Here is a 24,365-nt window from a genome sequence, read left to right on the forward strand (position 1 = left end):
AGTTCCTGGCCTTTTCTAAGGCGGGGAGTTTATCGCTCTGCTGATCGCCGTCCGCGCAGGTCGCGGAATCTACGCCTCCATGCGATCCTGACTGCACTGCTTGTGGCGCTTGCCGCCCTAGTGGTGCCGGGGGTGGCCTCGGCTGCTCTGCCCGATTTTGGAGACCAGGGTCCCTCGCACACAGGCACGTTGGAACCAACGGGTACCAAGCGGGCCACGAGTGCCTTGTGGTTCAATGATGGGTCCTGGTGGGGAAACCTGTGGGACACCGCCAGCCAGGATTTCCATATCTTCAAGTTCAACGCCACGACCAAGGTATGGGCCGACACCGGTGTGGTCACGGAGACCCGGGCGGACACCCACCATGATGTGCTGTGGGACGGGAACACGCTGTACGTGGCGAGCTACAGGGTCGTCAAGGACGGCCTGCCGGCCCAAACCGGCTCCCCGACGACAATGCGGCGTTACAGCTACAACCCAACTACAGATAAGTACACGCTGCTGGGTTCCGAAAAAATCAACGACAACAAAGTTGAGACCCTGACCATCGACAAGGATTCCAAGGGTCGGTTGTGGGCCACTTGGCAGGAGAAAAACCGGATTTACATCAATGTCACTGCCACGGACGGTAAGACCTGGGGGACAACTCCCTTCCCGCATCCTGCATCGGTGAGCAACGTGTCGGTGGACGACACGTCGGCTGTTATCGCATTCGATGGAAACAAGATCGGTGTGATGTGGAGCAGGCAGCTCGGTGACGCCACCGACGGCATGTACTGGAGCTACCACGTTGACGGGGCTGCCACCACTGAGTGGAGCACTCCTGTGGCAGCGGTGAAGGGACAGCGCATTGCTGATGATCACATGAACCTGAAGTGGCTGGATGCTGCCGCCGGTGGAGTTTTCGCCGCAGTCAAGACGTCGTTCACATCGGCAGCCCAGCCGCTGATCCAACTGTTGGTACTGAAGGGTACGACGTGGACTTCGCACACGATTGCGACGGTGGCTGAATGCCCGAACCGTGTGATCGTCCTGATCGACGAGTTCAGGCAACAGATCCGTACCTTCGCCACCTATCCAAAGAGCGGGACCGGTATCACGAACGCTGGGGTTTGCACCAGTTCGGGAGGTGCGATCTACGAGAAGTCAACATCATTGAGCAACATCAGTTTCAGTACTGCGAAGACGAAGCGAATCATGGACGCCGACCAGTACGTCCACAACGTGACGTCCACAAAGCAGAACCTGAACAACGACACGAACACGGCCAACAGTGGCGTGCTGGTGCTGGCCGATGTGAATGCCACCAAGACGTACTGGCACTTCTATGAAGAAGGCCCCGGCGGTACGGGCGGCGGGACTGCTGACACTACGCCTCCGACGGTGACGGCTACGACTCCAACATCTGCTGCGACTAGCGTGGCGGTGGGCGCGAATGTGACGGCGACGTTCTCAGAACCGATGGATCAGCCATCGGTCGCCACGGCGGGTGCATTCACGTTGACGGCCGCAGGAACAACTACACCGGTGGCGGCCGCTGTTCGGTATGACAGTGCGACCCGAGTTGCGACGTTGGACCCAACTGCGGATCTTACGGCGAGTACAACGTACACCGCCAGTATCAAGGGTCCCTCCGGAGTTAAAGATGTTGCCGGCAATACGATGGCGGCAGACAAGACGTGGACCTTCACCACGGCTTCTGCGACGACTCCTCCTCCTCCGCCGCCAACCGGCACTCCGGAGACCGTGACAGTCACGGCCACAGCTGACACCTATGCATCGAGCGCGTCGCCGACGACGAACTTTGGTACGAGCATGATGCTGGGCGTGGATTTCAGTCCGGTGGAGGTCGCTTACCTGAAGTTCAGCCTGCCTGCTGCTCCTGCCGGCAAGACGCTGCAGAGTGCGACGTTGAAACTCAAGAGCGCCGGGAGCGGGTCGACAGGAAAGCAGAACGTCAAGCTGGTCGCTGATGATACCTGGACGGAAACCGGGATCACTTCCAACAGCCGTCCGGCGTTGGGTGCCAGCCTCGGCACGCTGGGCCCGACCTCAGTCAGCACCCCCTATGAGGTGGCGCTTGACCCCGCCGCCGTCCGCGGGGAGCTCGGCCAACCGCTATCGCTTGGTCTGGACTCCGCCAGCAGCGACGGCTTGGACCTTAACTCCAGGGAGACCGGGGCTGACGCTCCCACGCTGGTGCTCACCTTCCAGTAGATAGGCGGGAAGCGAAACTAAAGTGGCCGGGACTGGCATCCGCAAGGATGGAGTCCCGGCCACTTCACTGTTTACCGCCCCAGGGCAGCGGGCGACGGCGCACTAAGCCAAGGGCCCAGACTATGCCAGGATCCGCCGACACGCGCCCAGGAAGGTCGGGTTCTTCCCGGCTCAGTCTTCCAGCAGCGCGATGAACTCCCGGGCCTGCTTCATGGAAATGTCTGAATGCCGGGTGAGGGCCGTGGCGGCGGCCTCGGTGTCCCCGCTGCGGGCCAGCGTGCGGATCCGGCCGTAGATTTCGTCGTTGAGCATGTTGCTGCTGACTTCCCGGGTCACGTCGCCTTTACTGGCGATGGCCCGGTAGCGGTAGGGAAAGCGCTGGGGCTCGTCGTCGTCGTCATCTTCCGCGGCCGCCGGGGCCGCCTCAGGACTCCGGTAGGGCTGGGGGTGGGCTGCCAGCGCACCCACCGCGTCGCGGGACGCCCGCAGGCCCTCTCCCGTGGCCTCGTAGTACAGCTTGATCGCAGCCATCGCCTGCCCCTGGGCAATCAGGGCATAAAGCCTGCGGTGTTCCTCTTCCGAAAGCTTGGTGGCGGCGGTGCGCGCCAGTTCGGTGGGGGTGGGGGCCGGCCCGGTGGGCTCCGCGCTGCGGGCAGCCTTCCGCCGGCCGAGGGCGCGGACGGCCAGTGTTCCGCCGGCAACCACTGCCAGGAGAATAAGGACCGGGGCCACAAGCGATTCCATGTCTAACGCCGTTCTATGTGCTTCCTGGCAGCAGCCAGGTCCGATGATGCCTGGGTGTTCTGGCTGGGCCTGGTGATCCGCTCGAGTTGGGCCCGGGCAGCAGTAGCAGCCTGGACTTGGGCAGCGTAGTGCTGAGCCGATCGTTCTGCCAGGTCACGCTGGTATTTTTCGGCGTCCGATATTCCCGAGTCGCGCGGCCTCAGGGCCGTAATAAGGCCCCAGATGAGCGCCACCAGTACGATCGCAGGCAACAGGACCAGCAGTAGTTCGCCCATGCATAGAGCTTATGCCAGATCCGGGTTATCCACAGCAATATTCACCTATGCGCATGAAGGGCGGGCGGGAGCCCGAAGCCGGCGTCCCGAATGGAATATGAGGGCTGCCACACAGCATCTGCTGGACCCTCAGGACTCGGTGCACCTCTCTCACGCGGGACCGCCGAACGACACGCGCTGTGGATTAAATTCCACAGAAGAAATATTTACTCCACACGCAGTAATGGACGTTTCCGCAGGTCAGAGCCCTCCGCCTGCCAAAACTTTTTTTGTTTCCACAGGTTTCCCCACAGGCTGTGCACAAGCTATGCCCGGTACTGCACAGGTTATCCACACCCCTTGGCGCATGCTGGCTTTGAGGCTGGACTCCTGGCGGCTAGCGTAGCGGGGTACCTGTTCTTCGGCCCCCAGGCGGCTTATGCGAGGGCCATCTGGTGCTGCTGGACAGAATCGCTGATCCGCCAGGAACAGTTCGTTGTGGAAAACCTGTGGATAGTGGGGATAACTCCAGCTGACAGTCACGCGAAGGCTGGCCGGGCAGGATTGTCAGAGCCCACGGGTAGACCTGGACAGGTGGCGGAGTGGGGCTTTTCCCCGCATCGCCTTAGCAGGATGGATCGTCGCCGGGCACTCATGTTCGGCGGTGTACACATATGGAGGACGGCAGCTTTGTCTATAGCGCATCTGGACCCGGTCGAGGCCACCCGAGGATCGGACGCGAGCCGGAAACCTCCACAGGATATTCCCGCGGAGCAGTCTGTCCTCGGCGGCATGATGCTGTCCAAGGACGCCATCGCGGACGTCGTGGAGATCCTCCGCGGCCAGGACTTCTACCGCCCGGCACACGAAACCATCTACGAGGCCATCATCGACCTCTACGGCCGCGGTGAACCGGCCGATGCCGTCACCGTCTCCGATGAGCTCACCAAGCGTGCCGAGATCAACCGGATCGGCGGGCCCGCCTACCTCCATGAGCTGATCCAGACTGTTCCCACCGCAGCGAACGCCGGCTACTACGCGGAGATTGTGGCCGAGCGCGCCGTCCTGCGCCGGCTCGTCAATGCCGGTACCAAGATCGTCCAGCTGGGCTACGGCTCCGACGGCGAGGTGGAGGACCTGGTCAACCAGGCCCAGGCCGAGGTCTACGCCGTGGCCGAGCGCCGCACCGCCGAAGACTACGTGGTGCTCAAGGACGTGATGGAGTCCACGGTGGACGAGATCGAGGCGTCCGGCCACCGCGGTGAAGGCATGACCGGCGTGCCCACCGGCTTTTTTGAACTGGATGAGCTCACCCACGGGCTGCATCCCGGACAGATGATCGTTATCGCGGCCCGCCCTGCGGTCGGTAAGTCAACCTTCGCCCTGGACTTCGCCCGGTCCGCGGCTATCAAGAACAACCTGTCCACCGTGATGTTCTCGCTCGAAATGGGCCGGAACGAGATTGCCATGCGCCTGCTCTCCGCCGAGGCAACCATCGGCCTGCAGGACCTCCGCAAGGGAACTATCAAGGACGAGCAGTGGTCCAAGATCGCCACCACCATGGGCCGGATGAACGATGCGCCGCTGTTCATCGACGACAGCCCCAACATGTCACTGATGGAAATCCGGGCCAAGTGCCGCCGACTCAAGCAGCAGCACGATCTCAAGCTGGTGATCCTCGACTACCTGCAGCTGATGAGCTCCGGCAAGAAAGTGGAGTCGCGCCAGCAGGAAGTCTCCGAGTTCTCCCGTGCGCTGAAGCTGCTCGCCAAAGAGCTCCAGGTCCCCGTCATCGCGTTGTCCCAGCTGAACCGTGGGTCCGAGCAGCGCTCGGACAAGCGGCCCATGGTGTCGGACCTTCGTGAATCGGGCTCCATCGAGCAGGATGCCGACATGGTGATCCTGCTCCACCGCGAGGATGTCTACGACAAAGAATCACCGCGCGCCGGTGAAGCGGACATCCTGGTGGCCAAGCACCGTAACGGCCCCACCAAGGACATCGTGGTTGCGTTCCAGGGCCACTACTCCCGCTTTGCCAACATGGCGGCCGACGCCGGCGGCGGCGGCTTCTAAGCGTCAGCCCGGGTTGGCTCCTTGTCGCCTCAGCCCTGGGCCAGCAGGTGGTTGGGCAGCCGGTTCCCCGGCGCCTGGCCCCGGATTTCCAGCAGCTCCCGTGCGTGCGCGTGGAGCCTCCTGTCCTCATCGCTGACGGGCACCCAAGCCGGTACAGGCACCGAGTTGCCGTCGGCGTCGCGCGCCACCATCACGGTGAGGCAGTATGTGGTGAGGTTCATCTCACCGCTCTTCGGGTCTCCGGAGCGGACGTGGACTGCGATGTGCATGCCCTTGGTTCCGGTGTACACCAGGCGGGCCTCAACCTCTACCACGTGGCCGATCAGGAGCGGACGGTAGAACCGGACGCCGCCGGAGAACACCGCCACGGTATCCATCCCGCAGTAGCGGGAGGCGCAGACGTAGGCCGCCTCATCGATCCACTTCATCACGATGCCGCCGTGGACCTTCCCGCCCCAGTTCACGTCCGTGGGAGCGGCCATAAAACGCAGGGTGACCCGCTCTGCCGTTCCCGCATCCGTATATTCCTGCCGGTTCATGGCTTCCACGATCTGCTCGCGGATCTTTATCCGGGCCAGCGCATGGTCCCGCTGCTCGATCTCTTCTGCAGTGACGGGCTCGAACTGCTTGACCGGGATGGGTTTTCCATCCTCACCCACAGCAACAAAGATCACCATGCACTGGCTGCGCATGGTGGCCGGGCCTCCCTTGGGATCCCCGGAGGACACCACCGTGCGGATATGCATGGAGGAGCGCCCGGTGTAAACAATGGTGGCTTCGACCTCCACCATGTCCCCGCTGTTCACCGGATCCGCGAAGTGGATATTTCCCACGTAGGCCGTGACGCAGTAGGACTTGGCCCAGCCCACAGCCGCCGCGTAGGCAGCCTTGTCCACCCACTCGAGGACGGTTCCCGCATCCACCGAGCCACTGTGGCCCACGTCCATGGGGGCGGCCAGGAAGCGGAGGGTCACGGAGTTGGCAGTGCCGGCGTCAGTCATGGTGCGATCATACTGACGCTCCTGGTTACCTGCCGGTTGGGGCCTGTCGCCAGGTGCTGGCACGGCGCCAGAGCGGCAGCCGCAACAGCGTTTAAGCACAGCTGGCCCGTCCGCTGGAAGGCGGGCGGGCCAGCTGGTGGCGGGTAAGGCTAACCGGCGCGGGTGTAGACGATATCCGGCTGCGCGGGAAGCTCCATGTCCTTACCGATGAAGAAGCCGGGGTGCGGCGGCTGGTTGTAGGCGATGTTCTCGCGTGCAACCGAAAGCCGGTACGCCGGATCATGCATCAGGGTCCGGAGCCGGACGTCAGTGGACGCGGTGGTGGTGTAGATCCGCAACTCTGTGCTGTCAGCCGATGGCCAGGCGAGTTCCTCACGCCAGTCACCCAGGAGATCGGCCTGGATGGCGGGATTGCCCTTGGTGCTGTTGTTGGACTTGGCACCGGCGGCCGTCAGCAGCCTGTCACTGGATTCGGTCTCCCAGTTCCACTTGGCGATGCTGGGCGTCCCCGTGCTGGTGGCAGCGTTCCAGTCATGATCCACGATCTCGCGGAGCAGGTCGCCGTCCCACCAGGCCATGAAGTTGGCTGCCGGGATCTTGTTGGCTATCAGCTCCCCCTTGGAGGACCGCAGTTCACCAACGGGCGAGTTCCAGGCCGCGTCGCCACCAATGGCCCAGCCTTCGGCACCCGCGTAGCGCGGATCGATGTCGCCGGCGGCCGCGCGGCCGGTGTCCTTGGTGGCGGGGATGCTCCAGAGCACCTCGCCGGTCCGTGAATCCCGGAACGTGGCGCCCCTGTTGCCGCTTGAGCCCATATCCTCGTGGGCGGCAAAGGTCTCCAGCCCCGGCCGGGACGGGTCGAGGTCGCTGGTGTGGATGGCGTCGCCATGGCCCAGGCCGGTGGTGTACAGGGGCTTGCCGTTGTCATCGATGGTCATGGAACCGAAGACAAACTCGTCCTTGCCGTCGGCGTCCACGTCCACCACGGACAGGTTGTGGTTGCCCTGGCTCCGGTACTGGGCGCCGCTGATATCCGAATCGAAGACCCAGCGCTTGGTGATCTTGCCGCCCACCAGATCGTACGTGGCCAGCACGGCGCGGGTGTAGTAGCCGCGGCTGAACATCATGGACGGGTGTTCACCATCCAGGTAGGCCACAGCGCCGAGGAAGCGGTCCACGCGGTTTCCGTACGTGTCGCCCCAGGCCCCCACGTCACCGCGCGGCGGATCATAGGCAACGGTGTCCATCACAGTGCCGCTGGCCCCGTGGAACACGGTCAGGTACTCCGGCCCCGTGAGCACGTACCCGCTGCTGTTGCGGTAATCGGCGCCGGGGTTGCCGATCACGGTGCCCGCGGCGTCACGCGTGCCGTCCGCCGTCTTCATCGCAACTTCAGCCTTGCCGTCGCCGTCGAAGTCGTAGGCGAGCAACTGGGTGTAGTGGGCGCCGGCACGAATGTTCGGGCCCATGTTGATGCGCCAGAGCTTGGTGCCGTCCATCCTGTAGGCATCCACGTAGACAGTACCGGTGTAGCCTGCCTGCGAGTTGTCCTTGGAGTTGGACGGGGACCACATCTGGAGGACCTCGTAGGTGCCGTCACCGTCCAGGTCTGCCACGCTCGAATCCCCGGCGGAGTAGCTGTACGGCTGGCCGTCCTTGGTGTAGTCGTCGGCAGGCTTGTCCAGCTTGATGGCAAGGTAGTCCCGGGCCAGCGGCGTGAACTCCGCGGTGAGCTGGTCCCCGCCGTTGCCCACGGATTTGATGACGTACCTGGAGGACGCCGTTCCTGCCGGATCGAGGAAGGTGGTGCTGTTGCGGATCGGCTCATCGGTGAGCTGGACGCCGTCGCGGATCACGTGGAAGCCGATCTGCTCAGGGTCGAGTCCGAGCATGCGCCAGCCCACCCGGACCCCTTCGCCGGTCAGCAACGCAACGGGGGCGCGGTCCAGCTTCTCCATCTGGCGGTTCACCACGGTGACCTTTTCAGTCCCCACCACCGGGGACGGCGCTGATTCGCCGCCCTTATTCACGGTGGTGACGCGGTAGTAGTACTTGATGGTGGTCAGCACGGTGTAGTCCGTGTAGTTGACCTCGCTGGCACGGCCCACGTACTCAAAAGGACCGTCGGGGGAGGTGGAGCGGTAGACCTGGTAGGCCGCAGCGCCGGAAACCTTCTGCCATTTGAGCGTGACACTGGTCTTCTCCACTGCCTTGACGTCCACCTTGGCAGTGGCTGCCGGGACGCGAGTGCCGGGGTCCACCAAGGCGGTTTCCACCGTATTGGAGGGCACCGATTCCAGCCCGGTGTTGTCCAGCGCGGTGACGAAGTACTTGTACTTCAGTCCGGCGAACGCGGTGGTGTCCTGGAAGGCCGCCGCGGTCACGTTCTCCGCGATCAGCCGGGGTTCGGCGTCGAACGAGGCCTGGCGGAACACCTTGTAGCTGGCGGCATCCGCCACAGCGTCCCAGGCGAGGTCAACGGTGGGTGGTTCTGCCGCGGCATTGACGGCAGTCGTGTGCAGGTTGGTGGGGCCCACCAGCAGTGGGGTGACCTCCAGGCCGTTGAGCCGCTGCCCTGAGCCGCTGATGGTGAGGTTCAGCTGTCCGTCCGAGACCAGGACCTGGTTGATGATTTTTGTTGCTGATGACGCCCTGCTCGAGGACACCTGTCCGAAGGAGGTTCCTTCTGCAGCGACGTCCGTTCGGGTGGAGCCGATCCAGTCGCTATGGTACGTCTTCAAGGCGTAGGTGCCGTTGGGGACGTCGAGCTGGAATTCGAAGCTGGAACCGCTGAGGACGAAGTCGCGCAGCAGGTTGCTGGTCACGGCGCCACGGTCCCGGTCGCTGAGCACCGAGACGTCCTTGAAGCCGAAGCCGCGCTGGGCCGTGTAGCCCATGGTCCGGTTGACCTCGGTGTAGCCGGGTTCGACCGGTGCTCCCACAGGCCCGAAGTCGAACTTGTACTTGGCTTGTTTGGTGGTCACGGTGAGCGTGTCGCTGGGCTCAGAGAGGCCTTTGCCGTTCATCGCGGCCACGCGGACGTTGTAGGCAGTCCCTTCGGTCAATCCGGAAAGGTTGACCGTGGGTACGGTGGAGGTGGTGGTGAGCTTGTAGGCGCTGTCCGGCTCGGCGGCCAGCTTCCGGTACACCTTGTAGATGTCCGCACCGTCAACCGGCTGCCATTTCAACAATGCCCCGGCGTTGGAGACGCTGCCGGCCACCACGCCCTGCGGCTTGGCCGGAACGGACGACGGCGGTGCGACTTCCTTGACGCGTGCGGCCAGCGGAACGCTGAGCTGCTTCACTCCGCCTGCCACGAGCCGGGCGATCTGGATGGCGCCGTACTCCTGGAAGTGGGTGTTGTCCACCGTGCCGGTGGGCCGGTTCGGGTAGATGCCCGCATCGACGTGGAGGAAGACCGATTTGGTGTCCTCCGGGCCGATGGCGTCGTAATAGGCGCGGCTCGAGGCGGACAGGTCCACCAGGGCCACGTTTTCCTCGGCGGCGAGTTCCTGCATCTTGGCGACGTACTCGGGGAAGCTGACGTTGAACTTGCCGGTGGCTTCGTCATAGTCCCGGCGGCCCACGGGCGTGACCAGGACGGGTGTTGCGCCGCGCTGCCGCGCGCCGTTTACGTACGTGCGGAGGTATTCCTTGTAGTCGGCGGGGGAGGCATAACGGTCATCCACGCCGATAGTGGCATCATTGTGGCCGAACTGGACCATCAGGTAGTCGCCGGGGTTGATGACCCGCAGGATCTCGTCCAGCCGGCCCTGGCTGATGAAGTTTTTGGAGCTGCGGCCGCCGATGGCGTGGTTCTTGAAGGAGACCTTTTCATCGAAGTAGCGCTCGATCATCTGGCCCCATCCGGCCTGGGGAGCGAAACCGGGATCATAGGTCTGCACCGTTGAGTCGCCGGCGAGGTAGACGCCGGGATCCGTGGTGGCGGTGCGGGGAGCGCGGGCGGAGATGACCAGCGAATTGATCTTGGCCGCGGTGCCGCTGAAATCGAGGTTGAGCTGGCCGTCAACCAGCGAAATGGGGAATTCCATTTCCAGATACTGGCCGGCAGGCTTGTCCGTTGCCTGCACCTTCGCCATGGCTTCGGCGGTGATGGCGATGTTCGTGGCCTCCGTGGCGTCGCCGGCAATGAGCTTGACCGTGTAGTCGCCATTGGGCAGGTCCACCAGGAAGGTGCTGCCCTGTGCCTGCACGAAGTCGGAGCGCAGCGCATCCCCCGTGCCCCGGTCTGCGCCGGAGGTGACCGCGGTGTCAGTAAAGCCGAACTTTGTGGCCGTCGAGTACTGGGTGCCGGCGGCAACAGCGGTGTAGCCATCCGCTGTGGCACCGGGACCGAAATCGAACTTGAATCCGCTTCCCACCGGCGGCAGCGCGGTATCCGCCTGGACTGCGGGGAGGCCGGTGAAGGCGATGGCAGCTGAGGCCATGGCGGCTGTCACGGCTTTTGCGGCGGTTGGGATCCGGCGGTCCCGTCGGGAGGGAGGTGGTTGCTGGGATTGTGGGGCTTCTTGCGGGGATTTGTTCAACGGACATCTCCTTCGATGAGCGGTGGCAAGCGGTACCCAGGAAGGTTGGAACGATTCAAAACCGCAACGCGCCGACGATGGCGCCTTACGGGTTTGAAGGTTTCGAGTGATGATTCGAACTAGCTGAGACCTGGGATAGTGATGCAACTCTCGCTGCAGCAGTTATTGGTCTATCAGCCGGCAAAGGACTCTGGCAAGCGTTTTCCCAACTTTCCGTGAGTTTTTCTGGGACTACTTGTTTGGAACTGTTCGCGCCTTCGTCAGAGTTCGTGTTAAATGCCGACGGCGGATGCGCACCCAAGTGCCCATCCGCCGTCGTGAGGTTTCCGGGCGCGTGGCCCCGGAGCCGGGAAAGGTTAGGCCAGGACGGCCAGCTTCGAGTTGCTGCGGCCAAAGAGCGCGCGGTCCATGGACAGGCGGCCAGCGCCGGTCAGAGCCAAGGCGAACGCGGCCGCCGCCAGGAGAAGGACCAGTTCGTAGCCGCCGTTGGCGGCGAAAACGCCGGCAGCAGCGTGCACCATAAACAGGGCTCCCAGCATGTCCAGGACCAGGAGTGCTGCCACCACGCGGGTGAGGATGCCGAGGATCAGGGCGATGCCGCCGGCCAGTTCGAGCACGGCAATGGCGGGCGCTACTGCTTCTGCTGCGGGAACACCCATCTTGGCGAAGGAGGCCTGCGTGCCGGCGATGGTCCACTCGTTGAACTTCTGCCAACCGTGCGCTGCGAAGAGGAAGCCCAGGATGATCCGAAGGGCAGTGATTGCGGTTGTGGTAAGTCGTGACTGGTTCATGGGTATTAACTCTCGCTGCTAATAGTTGAAGAGTCAACTATTAGCGTCATAATGTGGGCTTTGTCATGCCGGCGTGGATACAACCAGACCCCCGATTAGGCTGGCAAGGTGCCCCACTTACCTGCGCCGGCGCCGGCCGCCCCACCGAAAGGACATACCCGCGAGATCCTTCGGCTGGCGGTACCCGCCTTTGGCGCTCTCGTCGCTGAACCACTCTTCCTGCTCGCGGATTCGGCGATCGTTGGCCACCTCGGCGTAGCCCAGCTGGCCGGCGTCGGATTGGCAACGGCAGCGCTGCACACCGCCGTCGGCCTGATGGTCTTTTTGGCCTACTCCACCACCCCTGCGGTGGCCCGGGCCATGGGGGACGGGCAGCCCGGTAAGGCCCTGGCGGCCGGGCGCGACGGCGTCTGGCTGGCACTGCTGCTGGGTGTTGTCCTGGCCGTGGCCGGGTTCGTGGCAGCCGATCCGCTGATCGGCCTGCTGGGCGCGGAAGGCGAGGTGCGCTCCTTTGCCGTTGACTACCTCCGCTGGTCGATGCCGGGCCTGGTGGCAATGCTGCTCATCTTCGCGGGCACCGGGCTGCTCCGTGGCCTCCAGGACACCCGGACTCCCCTGGTGGTGGCCACGGCGGGTTTTGCGCTGAACATTGTCCTGAACCTGTGGCTGGTGTACGGGCTGGGCTGGTCCGTCGCGGGTTCCGCGGTGGGCACCAGCGTGGCCCAATGGGCCATGGCCGCGGTCTACCTGGTGATGGTGAAGCGCAATGCCGGGGCGCACGGCGTGAGCCTGCTGCCCAGCTGGAGCGGTATCAGGAGCATGACGCGCGTCGGATCGTGGCTGATGCTGCGCACGCTCAGCCTGCGCATTGCCATCCTGGCCACCGTCCTTGTGGTCACAGCGCAGGGAGCCGTGAACCTGGCGGCCCACCAGCTGGCCATGACCATCTTCTCTTTCCTGGCCTTCGCCCTGGACGCGCTCGCGATTGCGGCTCAGGCATTGATCGGCAAGGAGCTGGGCGCCTCCAATCCGCATAAGGCACGGTTGTTGACCGGGACCATGACCCGTTGGGGGCTTGGTTTCGGTGTGGTGACGGGCGCACTCCTGGCCGTTGCGGCGCCTTGGGCGGGCGCCCTCTTTACGTCCGACCCGCAGGTTCAGTCAGTCCTGGCCGTTGCCTTGTGGGTCCTCGCTGCCGGCCAGCCGATCGCGGGATACGTCTTTGTGCTTGACGGGGTGCTGATCGGCGCCGGTGACGCCAAGTACCTGGCGTTGGCCGGTGTGGTGAACCTGGCCGTATACGTGCCGCTGCTGATTGCGGTGGCACTCTCGCACGCTGCGGGCGCGCCTGGACTTGGCTGGCTGTGGGCCGCCTTCGCACTGGGTTACATGGCCGCCCGCGCCGTCACTCTTGGCGTCCGAGCGCGTTCCGACCGCTGGATGGTGCTGGGTTCGCCCTAGCGCGGACCGCCACTAAACTGGACCGGTGACCCAACCGAAAACCCCTGCAGACACTGCTCCCGGAACGGCTCCCAGGGCTGACCTGTGGAAGCCGGTCCTCCTCCGCTCCGCAGCTGCACTGGTGTTCGGCGCTGTCACCATCTTCTGGGCGGCCCCGTCCATAGAGGTTATGGGCTGGTCCGGCGGGCTCTACCTGCTGGCCACCGGCGTCCTGCTGGTCTGGGGTATCCGGGCATCGGGGTTTCAGCGGGAGAGCGCCCCGGACAAACTGCTTTCCGCTGCCGGGTCCGTGCTTGCCGGCGCAGGCGTTGCGCTGCTTCTGCTGCACGGGGACCTGCTGTTTGGTGTCATCGCTGCCCTGGGGTTGGCTGTGGCAGGAGCGCTCGAGCTGTTCTGCGGGCTGAAATTCCGGGGCCGGCACGTGCTGGCCCGGGACTGGATTGCCTCGGGCATCATCGGCCTGGGCACCGCAGCCATCCTGCCCTTCTTCATCAGCCTGGGCGCCCATGCGCTGCTCGGCGTGGCCGGTGGCGGCGCCGTCATCTCCGGCGTGCTGTGGGCGCTGGCAGGGCTGAGCATCCGGCACGATGCCCGCAGCACTGCAGGAACGCCGTAAACTAGGAAGTGTCCGGTTCTACTGCTCGTAGAAAATTGGTCCGGACGCACCACCGCACTAAGCAAAACCAGGCCGGCCGGCGTGCCGCCTGCAGGGAGGAATCACCGTGGCAGACCAGCAACCAGGACATCCGCGCAAGGTGCGGACCTCGGTGAAGGGCCCGCTGATGTTCTCCGCATTCTGGGCCGTCGTGGCCTTTTTGGCTGTGGTGATCTTCGCTTCCGGCGGCAGTGCACGCGCCCCCCGTTTCGACCTGGCCTTCACCGCTGCCGGTATCGCCTTCATTGTTACCCTGGTGATCGCGGCGATGCTCTCCATGAGCCACAAGGAGAACGCCGAACACCTGGGCAAGGGCTCGGGTGTAAACCTCAGTTCGGCCCCCAAGCCGTCCCACGGCTTCGGCGGTCCGGGCCCGCAGGGCCCTGCCTCCGCTCCGGATGATCAGGAGAACCCCGGGGACCGCTGAGCGTCCCTGGCCAGGCATCATCCAGGGCGGGCGCCGTCCTTACACAAAGCGCCCCTTAGACAAAGCGCCCCTTGGATAGAGCCGCCCGTTAAGCAGACGCCGCCTGACGTGCCCGGTAGGCGGCCACATGCGCCCGGTTGGCACAGTTTCCTGTATCGCAGTAGCGCTTGGACCTGTTCCTGCTGAGGTCCAGCACGGCAGCATCGCAGTCCTCGGCCTCGCAGATGCGCATCCGGTCCATCTCTTTGCCGCGGATGACGTCGGCCAGCGCCATCGCGGCTTCCGTGCTCATCCTGTCCACCAGCGGGGCGTCGGGGGTGGTGGCGTGGAGGTGCCAGTCCCAGTCATCGTGTTTAACAAGCTGCGGCAGTGCGTTGGCGTCCCGCAGCAGCCGGTTGACTGTCTCGACGGCGGATCCTTCGTCCGCCGTCCACAATTCCGCGAGCTGTTGGCGAAGCTGGCGCACGCTAACCAGCTCGTTGTGGTCCCGGGTGCGGGATCCGGTGAATCCCTCAGCTGCGAGGAACCGGTCCAGGTCCGCAGTGGACTCCAGTCCCTCAGTTCCGTTGGCCGCCGAATTAATCAGATTAACCACCGTGCGCAGGGCCACCTCAGTGTCAGGGGCAAAAACCATCTTGACTCCTTACAGCGCTGTCCCGTACTGTCATGACCATCACCCTACTTTACTCCTGACAGGAGGCGACGATGCCTGCCGCACACAGCCGCATCCCGAAGCTTGGGGCGAAGGCCAGCAAGCGCAACTTCCTCGCCTCCGGCCTGGGCATTGCACTGTTCTCGTCTGCCGTCTTCGGCACATCCGGATCTTTTGCCAAGGCATTACTGGAAACCGGCTGGTCCCCGGGCGCGGCGGTCACCGCACGGCTCACTGGCGCGGCCCTGATCCTCGCCGTGCCGGCGGTTGTCGCCCTCCGCGGCCGCTGGCATCAACTCCGGACCAACTGGGTAACCATCCTGCTCTTCGGGCTGATCGGCGTTGCGGCGTGCCAACTGTTCTACTTCAACGCCGTGGCAAGGCTCTCGGTGGGGGTTGCCTTGCTGTTGGAATACCTGGCACCTGTCATCATCGTGCTCTGGCTCTGGGCGGCCAGCCGGAAGCGCCCCCGGATTCTGACGTTCGGGGGAACCCTGCTGTCGCTCGCCGGCCTGGTCCTGGTCCTTGATCTCACCGGTGCGGTCAAGATCGACACCGTGGGTGTCCTTTGGGGTGTCGCCGCCGCGGTTTGCCTCGCCATCTACTTCTTTATCACCGCCAAGGAGAACGACTCGCTTCCGCCCATCGTCCTGGCCTCCGGTGGGTTGTTGGTGGGCGCCGCCGTGATGTGGCTCTCAGCTGCCACGGGTTTGTTGCCCATGGCCTTCAGTACTGCCGACACCACGCTGGGTCCCTGGGTGACGCCCTGGTGGGTATCGCTGACCGGGTTGATCATCCTGGCCACCGTGCTGGCATACGTTTCCGGGATTATGGCCGCGCGGGCGCTGGGCTCCAAGGTGGCGTCCTTCGTATCGCTGACCGAAGTCCTTTTCGCCGTGATCTGGGCATGGCTGCTGCTGGGCGAACTTCCCGCCGCCATCCAGCTCCTGGGCGGCGCGCTGATCGTGGGGGGCGTCATCCTGGTCCGGCTCGACGAACTGCGCGCGCCCGTTGCCGGGCCGGCCGCTGGGTCCATGGCGGCACCCAAGGCCGCGTCGCCTCTGGAACACGCGAACGACGTCGAGCCCGTCCCTTAGTGGGGGCTGTCCGTTAAAGCCGGAAGGTCCGGACACCTTGCGGTGCCCGGACCTTCCGGACGCTTCCCAGGGAAGACGTCAGCCCTGCGAAGCCTGCGTCTGCTGTTCGGCGTTCTGCTTTGCCCGGTTGCCGGCTTCCCTAAGGGCTTCAGCAACCTGGTTCAGCTTCGAGGTGTGCTCGCCGCGCCACTGGTCCTTGAACTTGTCCGCGTCCGGTCCCCGCCAGTCGACCTGGTCCAGGAAGTTGGTGAGCTTATTGCGCTGCGATTCAATTTCGCTAGCACCGTGCTCAAGCTTTCCGCCGAGCTGGCGAAGCTGCTCAACGTCTGCACCCCAAATAGCCATGAGTTTCTCCTTGTAAATCGTGGATCCGAACCAGGTCGGCGTCCCCAGCGGCCCCCCGGCTTCTCCGGAAGATCCAATGCCTCAAACCTATCCCGGCCCCCAAAACAGTGTCGATGGGCACCCCTGCCCATGCCGTACTCCCCATGGAGGGGAGTTTCACCAATGTTTGTGGAGGGGTCGATCCTTGGCGATCCAGAGCCTAGCATGGCGGTATGTGCCGGAATATCCGAACCCTCCACAACTTCGAGCCCCACGCCACCTCCGAGGAGGTGCACGCCGCGGCGCTTCAGTACGTGCGGAAGGTCAGCGGCAGCACCAAGCCGTCCAAGGCCAACCAGGAGGCCTTCGAGGAGGCAGTCCACGAGATCGCCCACATCACCCAGCACCTCCTGGATTCCCTGGTCTCCCAGGCTCCGCCCAAGGACCGGGATGCCGAGGCCGCGAAGGCAAGGGCCCGCGCGGCCGTGCGCTACGGCGCTGCCTGAGCGCTAGGCCTTCCTGCCAAAATTGCGCAGCCGCAGCGAGTTGGCAACCACCAGGACCGAACTGGCTGCCATCGCGGCGCCGGCGATCATGGGATTGAGCAGGCCCAGCGCGGCCACCGGGATGCCCACGGCGTTGTAGAAAAAGGCCCAAAACAGGTTGGTTTTGATGGTGGCCAGGGTCCTGCGGGACAGTTCGATGGCTTGGACCACCTGCGACAGGTCGTTGCCCATCACGGTCAGGTCCGCCGCCTCGATGGCAACGTCGGTGCCTGATCCCATGGCAATCCCGAGATCGGCCTGGGCCAACGCCGCAGCATCGTTGACGCCGTCGCCGGCCATCGCCACCGTGGCGCCGCCCGCCTGAAGTGTCTTCACCACTTCCACCTTGCCCTCGGGCAGCACCCCGGCGTAGACGTCTGCGGGATCAATGCCGACGGCGGCTGCCACCTGCGCTGCGACGGCGGCGTTGTCGCCGGTCAGCAGGAGGGGCCGCAGGCCCAGGGCCTTCATGCGTTCCACCGCGGCGGCTGAGCCGGGCTTGATGGTGTCGCGAAGGCTGATGATCCCGGCAACTGAGCTGTCTACCCCCACCCAGATGGCAGTGGCGCCGGTAGCTTCCGCCGCTGCCAGGGCCTGTGCCTGGTTCGAGGTGATGGCGATACCGTTCTGCCCAAGCCAGCCGGTGCGTCCGGCGGTGACCTGCTTGCCTCCAACGGTTCCCGCGACGCCGCCGCCCGGCGCCGACCGGAAGTCCTGCACCGCCGGCAGGTGTCCGCCGTCGTACGTTTCCGGGTGATCTCCGCGCGCTTCCTGGGCAGCAGCGGCGGCAATGGCGCGGGCCGCCGGATGCTCGGAGGCCGCCTCGACGGAGCCCGCCAGCAGCAGGACTTCGCGCTCCGCAAACCCCTCGAAAGCGAGGGTGGAATCGACTGCCAGCGCGCCGGTGGTGACGGTGCCTGTCTTGTCCAGCAGGATGGTGTCCACCGTCCGCGTGTCTTCAAGCACCTGCGGACCCTTGATCAGGATGCCCAACTGAGCGCCACGGCCCGTCCCGGTGAGGAGGCCAACGGGAGTGGCGAGCCCCAGGGCGCACGGGCACGCGATTACCAGGACGGCGACGGCGGCCGTAAAGGCCGAACGCAGCCCCCCGCCCGTGGCTCCCGGACCAGCAACGAGGAGCCAGAGGACAAAGGTGAGCGCGGCGATGGCCAGGACCACGGGAACAAACACTGCGCTGATGCGGTCCGCGAGGCGCGCGATGGGAGCCTTGCCCGTCTGCGCCTGGGACACCAGGCGCGCCATCTGCGCCAGGGTAGTTTCCGAACCCACGCGGGTGGCCCTGACCAGCAGGCGGCCGGAGGTATTGATGGTGGCGCCGGTAACCTTGCTGTCCGGTCCCACCTCCACCGGCACCGACTCGCCGGTCACCAGTGACGCGTCCACCGCAGATGACCCGTCGATAACAACGCCGTCCGTGGCAATTTTTTCGCCGGGACGGACCACCAGGACATCGCCTGCCTGGAGCTGTTCGGCCGGGATCCTCCGTTCCCGGCCGTCCTTGAGTATGGTGGCGTCCTTCGCGCCCAGGCTCAGGAGGGCGTGCAGGGCGTCGCCCGCCTTTTGCTTGGCGTTGGCTTCGAGATAGCGGCCCAGGAGCAGGAAAGTGGTGACAACGGCAGCCACCTCGAAATACAGGCCACCCTGCTCCATTCCCTCCATGCCGGGGTGCTGGGTCAGCAGGGGATCGGAGAACAGCTGCCAGGCTGAGAAAAGGTAAGCGGCGGCCACCCCGATCGACACCAGCGTGTCCATGGTTGACGCGAAGTGGCGGGCATTGATGGCGGCCGCACGGTGGAACGGCCAGGCAGCCCAGGTGACCACGGGCAGGGCCAGCGCGGCGGCCACCCAGCCCCACTGGGGGAACTGGAAGGCGGGGACCATCGAGATCAAGAAGACCGGCACCGTAAAGAGGGCGGCCAGGACCAGGCGTGGACGGAGGCGGGCACCTGCACCTTGGGCGCCATGTGAGGCGCCGCCGGTGACTTGCTCTGCATGCTCGCTCGTTCCGCCCCGGCGGTACCCTGGCCTCGCAAGCTCGCCCAAGGAACCCTGCCGCCGGGGGCCCAACTTAGACGCATGCTGCCGCAAGTCCCCGCCGTCACCGCTCGACGCTGACAGATTCAGTGTGCCAGTCTCGTACTGGGCGACAGTTCCTGGGACCGCGCGGATTTTGGCCTTATATCCTGCTGCCTCGACCGTGGCTGTGAGCTGCTCGTCGGTGATGCCCTCGGGGACTGTTACATGAGCGGATTCGAGGGGGAGGTTGACCAGGGCCTGGACGCCTTCGAGTTTGCCGAGCTTTTTTTCCACGCGGTTAACGCAGGATGCGCAGGTCATGCCCTCGATGTCGAGCTCCACCACCCGGTTTCCTGGCTGGTGGAGGAGGTCCTGGTTGCTCATGTGTTCCCTGTTCCTTGCTGGTATCAGTGCCGGTGCTTAGGCTTCGTTGGCAACCACCAGGTAGCCCGCTTCCGCAACTGCTTCGCCGATTTCGGACGGCGACAGATCGTCGCTGGAGGTGATGGTGACGGTAGAGATACCGCCGGCGTTGAGTTCGATGTCCACTGCCTCTACGCCTGCAAGGGCCTCAAGTTCTTCGCTGACGGCGGAGACGCAGTGGCCGCAGGTCATTCCGGAAACGCTGACAGTGGTGGTGGTAGGGGAGGTGGTGCTCATGGCTGCTCCTTGTTGTTCGGCCGGCACAGTGGGCCGGTTCGTTCGCCGGCGTTCGCCGGATGGCTGGTGATGCGGAATTCGGGGTTACCGCAGGAGCCGGCCGATGGCATCGGCGGCTTCCTTGACTTTGGCGTCGATCGCTTCTGCCCGCAGGCCCGGGTCCGGTTCGGCGGCGGCCCCCACGACGCAGTGGCCGATGTGCTCTTCCACGAGCCCCAGGCTGACGGCGTGCAGGGCTTTGGTGACGGCGGATACCTGGGTGAGGATGTCGATGCAGTACTTGTCCTCATCCACCATGCGGGCAATCCCGCGTACCTGGCCTTCTATGCGTTTGAGGCGCCGCAGATAGGCGTCCTTGTTCCCCGTGTAGCCGTGCTGGGCCCCTTCGTGGTCCGTGCCAGCTTCAACAGCTGCATCCGCCACTGCTTCTTCCGTTGCGCTCATGTTTTTAAGAGTAATACCCCCAAGGGGTATACCGCAAGTACCCCCTGGGGGTATTCAGTACATTCGGGGGCAATAAAAAAGCTCCGGAGTGCGTTATTGGGGGATACGCACTCCGGAGCAGCTCTTGGGCAAAACCGGCGTCCAAACTCCTTGGAACCGGCCTGCTTGATTCAGCTTACTGGGTGGTAGTCACCTCCGCCAGCACATCGAATAACTACTTTCGCTTTACTTTCTTCGCTCTTAATTCGGCTCGAACAGCATGCTGCCGAAGGGTCAAGTCCGGTCCTCATGGGCCGGCATCCGGTAGGGAACTACGAGTACCGGGCGGCTCTGGTGGTGCACCAGCCATGCTCCAACTGACCCATTGAGGGCTTCGGTAAGCCGGTGGGTGAACCCCCGCTCCGAGCTGCCCACCACAATCATCGGTGCATCACTCTCTGCTGCAAGCCTGGCCAGGGCGCGGGCAGGATCACCCGCAAGGGTGCGGAATGTCCACTCTGTGCGCCCGGCTTCGGCTGGCACGTCGGCCATCGCTGCTTCTATGGCACCCCGCAGCTCGGACGATACAGCCCTGATTTCGTCGTCGTCCGTGTCCGGGTGGAGGGAGAGCCGGTGGGCGGAGCGTGCAGGATCCCATTCCACCAGGTAGCTGGCCTCGTCAACGTAAGCGCACAGCAACGGCCTTTTGAGGCGGGCGGCGAGGATCGCGGCGGTCTGCAGCACCTCAGGATGCTGCTTGGGCGCGATGCCTACCAGCAGCGGGGATGTACCGCTGAACCGATCTGATGTCATAGCTCATTCTCGGCCTCCCGGACAGCCTTTGAACAGGGCAATCAGTGTGGCCCGTCACGAAGCGGGTGAAGCCGTGACCACCACATTCTTGCCCCAGGGGTCCTCCGTGAAGCAGCTGATCAGGACCAGCCGGTTTGGCACGATGCTCCAAATGGGACTGTCCTTAAGGCTGGACTTCACGTAGGTGGTCACGTTGTCCACCGTGTAGGGGATGGTGCCGGTTGCGGTGTCCACCTCAAACCTGTCGCCCACAGCCGCCGCTGAGCTCAAGTGGTTGAACGGTGCGTCCGCACCTTCCCAGCTGTGTCCGATCACGTATGTGGTGTTTGTTGATCCCTGCCCCGGGCTCCCAAAGGGTGTCAGCCAGTAGCCGTCCTTGGTGGCCGGCGGCTCCACCGTTTGGCTGGCTTGGGCTGCAGCATCCACATCAAGCGGATGGACCGGAATGTCCAGCCCGGCGGAGGCATAGCGGATACGCAGCGGTTCAGCCGCTGCCGGCAGGGCCGGGGAAGGCGGCTGGAGAGGCAAGGGTGGCTGGAGGGCCGAATTGGCCAGGGCCTGCGCCTGCCCTTCAGCCGCCCCCGAGCCGTCTGCGACCGAACCGTCTGCCCCGGTTCCGTCCGCCGCCTTGGTCCCCCCTGCTGCCGCCGTTTCCGTGGCCTTAGGGGCGGCGTCCCGGGAAACGATCCCGGCCGCCGGAGATCCCAGCACTGCACTGTTTCCGCCGGCAGCCACCTGCATGTGGTGGAACAGCGGTGCGCCGAAGGTCAGGGACAGAAAGGCCAGAACCCCGAACAGGAGGATGGCCAGGTCTCCCCGGTTCCAGCTCCGCCGCCTGCGCTCCTTCCGGACCACGTGCCGGCTGCGTTCCTTGAACATGCTGCTCCTCAACACTTGCAGGTAGAAAGGAAGGCGCCCCGCCGGGCACTGGCGGGACGCCTTCCTGTCAGGAAGCCGCGGTTTGCGGCGCAACCGGTGTCAGCCGGTTTGTTTCAATCGGCCAGGAGCTGCGTACGGCGGCTGCGGCGGAAAGCCACTGCCGCACCTGCTGCCAACAATGCGACCACGCCTGCCAGCCAGGACGGGCTGTTGGAGCCGCCCACCGCCGTCTGGGCGTTGTAGCCCTGGTTGGTCCCCAAGTTGGCCGTTGCTCCTGCGCCGGCAACTGCAGCGGCTTGCTGCCGGGGCTGGCTTACGGGCGGCTGGACAACCGCCGGGGTTTGAGGAACGACGACGGGCGCTGCTGCCGGCGGGACTGCAGCCGGCGGAACCACCGCGGCCTGCTGGACAGGGGTAACCACAGGAGTTTCCACGACGGGTGTGACTACCGCCGGAGGTTCGACGACGGGCGGTTCCACGACCGGCGGGTTCACCACGGGTGGCTCCACCACGGGCGGGATCACGACGGGCGGCTCAACCACCGGTGGCTCCTCACCAGCCGGAAGTTCAGCACACTGCGCGATGTAAAGCAGCTTTCCGGCGTTCGTCCAATTCTTGCCTTCCGGTGCCTTCGGAGTCGGCGGGATGATGTCGGTGGCATGCTGATCATGGCCCCCGACGCCGTTGACGCTGAACTCCAGCGGTGTCCAGGTTGACCCGTCCGTATGGCAAACGACAACCCGCTCGGAGGCTGCGATGGCCGGCGCCGTGACGCTGATCATCCCCAGCCCCAGCCCCACAACCCCCAGAGTGGCAAAAGTACGTTTCATTGTTTTCTCCCCAGTGTGTATTGAACGGACCATGATGAGGAGGAGTAGCGATTGCGCCGAATGCCCCAGCAGCACGGTCAGCTTGCTTGAGATTTCAGGCTAGGCGGGCGGCAGGAACCAGTCGCGAGTAGGCGGTACTCGTCTTTCCGGGACAGCCGAAGTGCCGGTTACTTGTGGGTACCCGAAAATTCCGCAGCCCTACTTGCCCGCGCTCCCAATCCCTTGTAGCCCGCCGGACCCACGCCTAACGTTGAATTGGACGAAAGGGCGTGGACAGATGCAAATATTCATGTGGTGGCTGGACCTGGACCTCGCGAGCAAGGAGTGGCTGCGGGAGAACCTTCGTGCCGGGGAACTTCCGCTTCCGGTCCTCCAGGGGATCGCTGAGGCCGGTGGTCCCCATCCGGAGAACCCCGCCGCGGTGCTGACGGCGGCGGACTGGGACTTCATCGAGACGCAGTCGGAGTTCGTGGACTGACACCCACAGCTGCGGTGTTCCACAGGACGACGTCCAAACCGTTGCCACCCTCCCGCCGCGCTGGTTGCATGGGCGCATGGCAACCGAAGCGAGCTCCAACGGGGGAGTCCCTTTCCGCGACGACCTCAAAGGAAAGAAAACGGGTCAGCAGAGATCATCCGGGGCAGGGCGGTCTTCAATCCGCATAGGCTACCTCGTCCCGGAATTCCCCGGCCAAACACACATCATGTTTTGGCGGGAACTGCATGAGCTGAAACGTCTCGGTGCCCACGTCGACCAAGTGAGCACACGCGCCCCCGCTGTGCAGGTGCAATCCCACGAATGGAGCGCTGAAGCAAGGGCATCCACCACCTACCTCTTCCCACTCCGTACATCAGCGCTGCTTGGTGCCCTGGGCAGGATGCTCGCCGCAGGCCCCGTGGCCTGGTCAAGCGCGGCGGTGCAGGTGTTCCGAAGTGAACGCACCCTGGGGACGCGTGGCCCACTTCTGGCTGCAGTCCTCCTCGGCGCCCGGCTGGCGCAGTTGTCCCGGCTGCGGCGCTGGGATCACATGCATGTTCATTCATGTGCGTCAGCTGCAGACGTGGCACGGTTCGCCCGGATCTTTGGCTCATGCCCGTTCAGCCTTACGTTGCATGGAGGGCTGTCTGATTACGGGCCAGACCAACAGGACAAATGGAGCGCTGCCAAGGCTGGAATCGTGATTACGGAGCAATTCCGCCGCGAGTTGCAAGCAGCTGTCCCAACACTTCCCGACCGTCTTCCGCTCTGCGGAATGGGTGTTGGACTCTACCGGCTACGACGGCAAATGCCTTACGTCACCTGGCGCGGTGAAGGCCAGATCAACCTGTTCTCCTGCGGAAGACTGAACCCGGCAAAAGGACATGCTGACCTCATCAAGGCAATAAAACTGCTGCGGGATGGCGGCCTTCCCGTCCACTGTGCCATCGCTGGCGAGGACGAGGCGGGCGGCAATGGATACAGGCGGGAACTGGAGAGGCTGATCCGCGAACTGGGCCTTGAGGGCAGCGTACAGCTCCTGGGTGCGATACCGGAGACGGAAGTTATCCACCGGCTTCACAGGGCGCATGCATTCGTTCTGGCCAGCCTGGGCGAGCCCTTTGGCGTAGCGGTAATGGAGGCGATGGCTGCAGGCCTCCCAACGGTGGTCACAGATGCGGGAGGCAACCCGCAGCTGGTTCAAGACGGTACCGATGGCGTACTCTTCCCCGTCGCCGATCCCCCCTCCCTGGCTGCCGCCGTTTCCAGGGTTCTGCGCGATCCCGAGCTTGCCGAATCTCTCGCAGCCGCTGCTGCCGCTACCGCGGAGGCACGTGACCTCGCCCCCAACAGCGCTGAGGTGCTCTTGGAGCTGGCTCGGCCCATGACTGCCCGGTGAAAACCAGCACCACCATTTGGCGCTGTACCCCTAAAAACGTTGCGGCCTGCCCGGGGCG

Annotated in this window: 21 protein-coding genes and 2 pseudogenes; 9 read left to right on the forward strand and 14 right to left on the reverse strand. The window is 64.5% G+C overall.

Features of this window, described 5'->3' with window-relative positions:
- Positions 1-102 precede the first annotated feature (102 nt).
- Entirely contained in the window at positions 103-2,217 is a 2,115-nt protein-coding gene (locus QRN11_RS01485; protein ID WP_285249582.1) for a CBM96 family carbohydrate-binding protein, read from the forward strand.
- Between the two features lie 171 nt (positions 2,218-2,388).
- Here QRN11_RS01485 and QRN11_RS01490 read toward each other — a convergent pair whose 3' ends face one another.
- Together QRN11_RS01490 and QRN11_RS01495 are read right to left on the reverse strand one after the other, a co-directional pair.
- Positions 2,389-2,961 (reverse strand): hypothetical protein, encoded by a 573-nt coding sequence (locus tag QRN11_RS01490; protein WP_285249583.1) that lies wholly within the window; start codon positions 2,959-2,961, stop codon positions 2,389-2,391.
- 2 nt (positions 2,962-2,963) lie between these two features.
- Positions 2,964-3,236: a hypothetical protein gene (locus QRN11_RS01495; RefSeq protein WP_091419450.1), complete on the reverse strand. Its 273-nt coding sequence runs from the start codon at positions 3,234-3,236 to the stop codon at positions 2,964-2,966.
- Between the two features lie 669 nt (positions 3,237-3,905).
- Here QRN11_RS01495 and dnaB point away from each other — a divergent pair.
- Positions 3,906-5,288 (forward strand): replicative DNA helicase, encoded by a 1,383-nt coding sequence (gene dnaB / locus QRN11_RS01500; RefSeq protein WP_091419452.1) that lies wholly within the window; start codon positions 3,906-3,908, stop codon positions 5,286-5,288.
- A gap of 29 nt (positions 5,289-5,317) precedes the next feature.
- Here the strand turns inward: dnaB and QRN11_RS01505 are convergent, their stop codons facing one another.
- From QRN11_RS01505 to QRN11_RS01515, 4 genes and pseudogenes are all read right to left on the reverse strand, one after another.
- A complete protein-coding gene (locus QRN11_RS01505; protein ID WP_285249584.1) occupies positions 5,318-6,289 on the reverse strand; it encodes an acyl-CoA thioesterase in 972 nt (323 codons plus the stop codon).
- Positions 6,290-6,438: 149 nt separating this feature from the next.
- Positions 6,439-8,253 (reverse strand): annotated as a pseudogene (locus tag QRN11_RS22605) (rhamnogalacturonan lyase); the annotation flags it as partial.
- Positions 8,254-8,883: 630 nt separating this feature from the next.
- Positions 8,884-10,737 (reverse strand): annotated as a pseudogene (locus tag QRN11_RS22610) (SGNH/GDSL hydrolase family protein); the annotation flags it as partial.
- 455 nt (positions 10,738-11,192) lie between these two features.
- Positions 11,193-11,627 carry a DoxX family protein gene (locus QRN11_RS01515; protein ID WP_285249586.1) on the reverse strand — a complete coding sequence of 145 codons (435 nt, stop codon included), beginning with the start codon at positions 11,625-11,627 and terminating at the stop codon, positions 11,193-11,195.
- Between the two features lie 108 nt (positions 11,628-11,735).
- Here QRN11_RS01515 and QRN11_RS01520 point away from each other — a divergent pair, with 108 nt between their 5' ends.
- The 3 genes from QRN11_RS01520 (at position 11,736) to QRN11_RS01530 (ending at position 14,170) form a co-directional block, all read left to right on the forward strand.
- Entirely contained in the window at positions 11,736-13,088 is a 1,353-nt protein-coding gene (locus QRN11_RS01520; RefSeq protein WP_285249587.1) for an MATE family efflux transporter, read from the forward strand.
- A 25-nt stretch (positions 13,089-13,113) separates the two neighbouring features.
- The gene (locus QRN11_RS01525) at positions 13,114-13,704 is read left to right on the forward strand and encodes a hypothetical protein (protein ID WP_285249588.1); all 591 of its coding nucleotides are present in this window, start codon (positions 13,114-13,116) and stop codon (positions 13,702-13,704) included.
- Between the two features lie 106 nt (positions 13,705-13,810).
- Entirely contained in the window at positions 13,811-14,170 is a 360-nt protein-coding gene (locus QRN11_RS01530; RefSeq protein WP_285249589.1) for a hypothetical protein, read from the forward strand.
- Between the two features lie 88 nt (positions 14,171-14,258).
- Here the strand turns inward: QRN11_RS01530 and QRN11_RS01535 are convergent, their stop codons facing one another.
- Positions 14,259-14,804: a CGNR zinc finger domain-containing protein gene (locus QRN11_RS01535; protein WP_091419462.1), complete on the reverse strand. Its 546-nt coding sequence runs from the start codon at positions 14,802-14,804 to the stop codon at positions 14,259-14,261.
- 71 nt (positions 14,805-14,875) lie between these two features.
- Between QRN11_RS01535 and QRN11_RS01540 the strand changes: the two genes are divergently transcribed.
- The gene (locus QRN11_RS01540; RefSeq protein ID WP_285249590.1) at positions 14,876-15,919 is read left to right on the forward strand and encodes an EamA family transporter; all 1,044 of its coding nucleotides are present in this window, start codon (positions 14,876-14,878) and stop codon (positions 15,917-15,919) included.
- A 78-nt stretch (positions 15,920-15,997) separates the two neighbouring features.
- Here the strand turns inward: QRN11_RS01540 and QRN11_RS01545 are convergent, their stop codons facing one another.
- Positions 15,998-16,264, reverse strand: a complete 267-nt coding sequence (locus tag QRN11_RS01545; RefSeq protein ID WP_091419465.1) for a WXG100 family type VII secretion target — start codon at positions 16,262-16,264, stop codon at positions 15,998-16,000.
- Between the two features lie 212 nt (positions 16,265-16,476).
- Here QRN11_RS01545 and QRN11_RS01550 point away from each other — a divergent pair, with 212 nt between their 5' ends.
- The gene (locus QRN11_RS01550) at positions 16,477-16,749 is read left to right on the forward strand and encodes a DUF2277 domain-containing protein (protein ID WP_091419467.1); all 273 of its coding nucleotides are present in this window, start codon (positions 16,477-16,479) and stop codon (positions 16,747-16,749) included.
- Between the two features lie 3 nt (positions 16,750-16,752).
- Here QRN11_RS01550 and QRN11_RS01555 read toward each other — a convergent pair whose 3' ends face one another.
- From QRN11_RS01555 to QRN11_RS01580, 6 genes are all read right to left on the reverse strand, one after another.
- Positions 16,753-19,209, reverse strand: a complete 2,457-nt coding sequence (locus tag QRN11_RS01555) for a heavy metal translocating P-type ATPase (protein WP_285249591.1) — start codon at positions 19,207-19,209, stop codon at positions 16,753-16,755.
- Positions 19,210-19,245: 36 nt separating this feature from the next.
- A complete protein-coding gene (locus QRN11_RS01560; protein WP_091419470.1) occupies positions 19,246-19,485 on the reverse strand; it encodes a heavy-metal-associated domain-containing protein in 240 nt (79 codons plus the stop codon).
- A gap of 84 nt (positions 19,486-19,569) precedes the next feature.
- Positions 19,570-19,929 carry a metal-sensitive transcriptional regulator gene (locus QRN11_RS01565; protein WP_091419471.1) on the reverse strand — a complete coding sequence of 120 codons (360 nt, stop codon included), beginning with the start codon at positions 19,927-19,929 and terminating at the stop codon, positions 19,570-19,572.
- Positions 19,930-20,202: 273 nt separating this feature from the next.
- The gene (locus QRN11_RS01570) at positions 20,203-20,721 is read right to left on the reverse strand and encodes a universal stress protein (protein WP_285249592.1); all 519 of its coding nucleotides are present in this window, start codon (positions 20,719-20,721) and stop codon (positions 20,203-20,205) included.
- A gap of 54 nt (positions 20,722-20,775) precedes the next feature.
- On the reverse strand, positions 20,776-21,600 hold the full coding sequence (locus QRN11_RS01575) for a class F sortase (RefSeq protein WP_285249593.1): 825 nt from the start codon (positions 21,598-21,600) through the stop codon (positions 20,776-20,778).
- A 113-nt stretch (positions 21,601-21,713) separates the two neighbouring features.
- On the reverse strand, positions 21,714-22,430 hold the full coding sequence (locus QRN11_RS01580; protein WP_285249594.1) for a hypothetical protein: 717 nt from the start codon (positions 22,428-22,430) through the stop codon (positions 21,714-21,716).
- A 277-nt stretch (positions 22,431-22,707) separates the two neighbouring features.
- Here QRN11_RS01580 and QRN11_RS01585 point away from each other — a divergent pair, with 277 nt between their 5' ends.
- Both QRN11_RS01585 and epsE read left to right on the forward strand, forming a co-directional pair.
- A complete protein-coding gene (locus QRN11_RS01585; RefSeq protein WP_091419476.1) occupies positions 22,708-22,908 on the forward strand; it encodes a hypothetical protein in 201 nt (66 codons plus the stop codon).
- 76 nt (positions 22,909-22,984) lie between these two features.
- Positions 22,985-24,307 (forward strand): exopolysaccharide biosynthesis GT4 family glycosyltransferase EpsE, encoded by a 1,323-nt coding sequence (gene epsE / locus QRN11_RS22485; RefSeq protein WP_350223961.1) that lies wholly within the window; start codon positions 22,985-22,987, stop codon positions 24,305-24,307.
- Positions 24,308-24,365 lie beyond the last annotated feature (58 nt).

It is taken from the genome of Pseudarthrobacter sp. fls2-241-R2A-168, assembly GCF_030209335.1.
Taxonomy (GTDB): Bacteria; Actinomycetota; Actinomycetes; order Actinomycetales; family Micrococcaceae; genus Arthrobacter.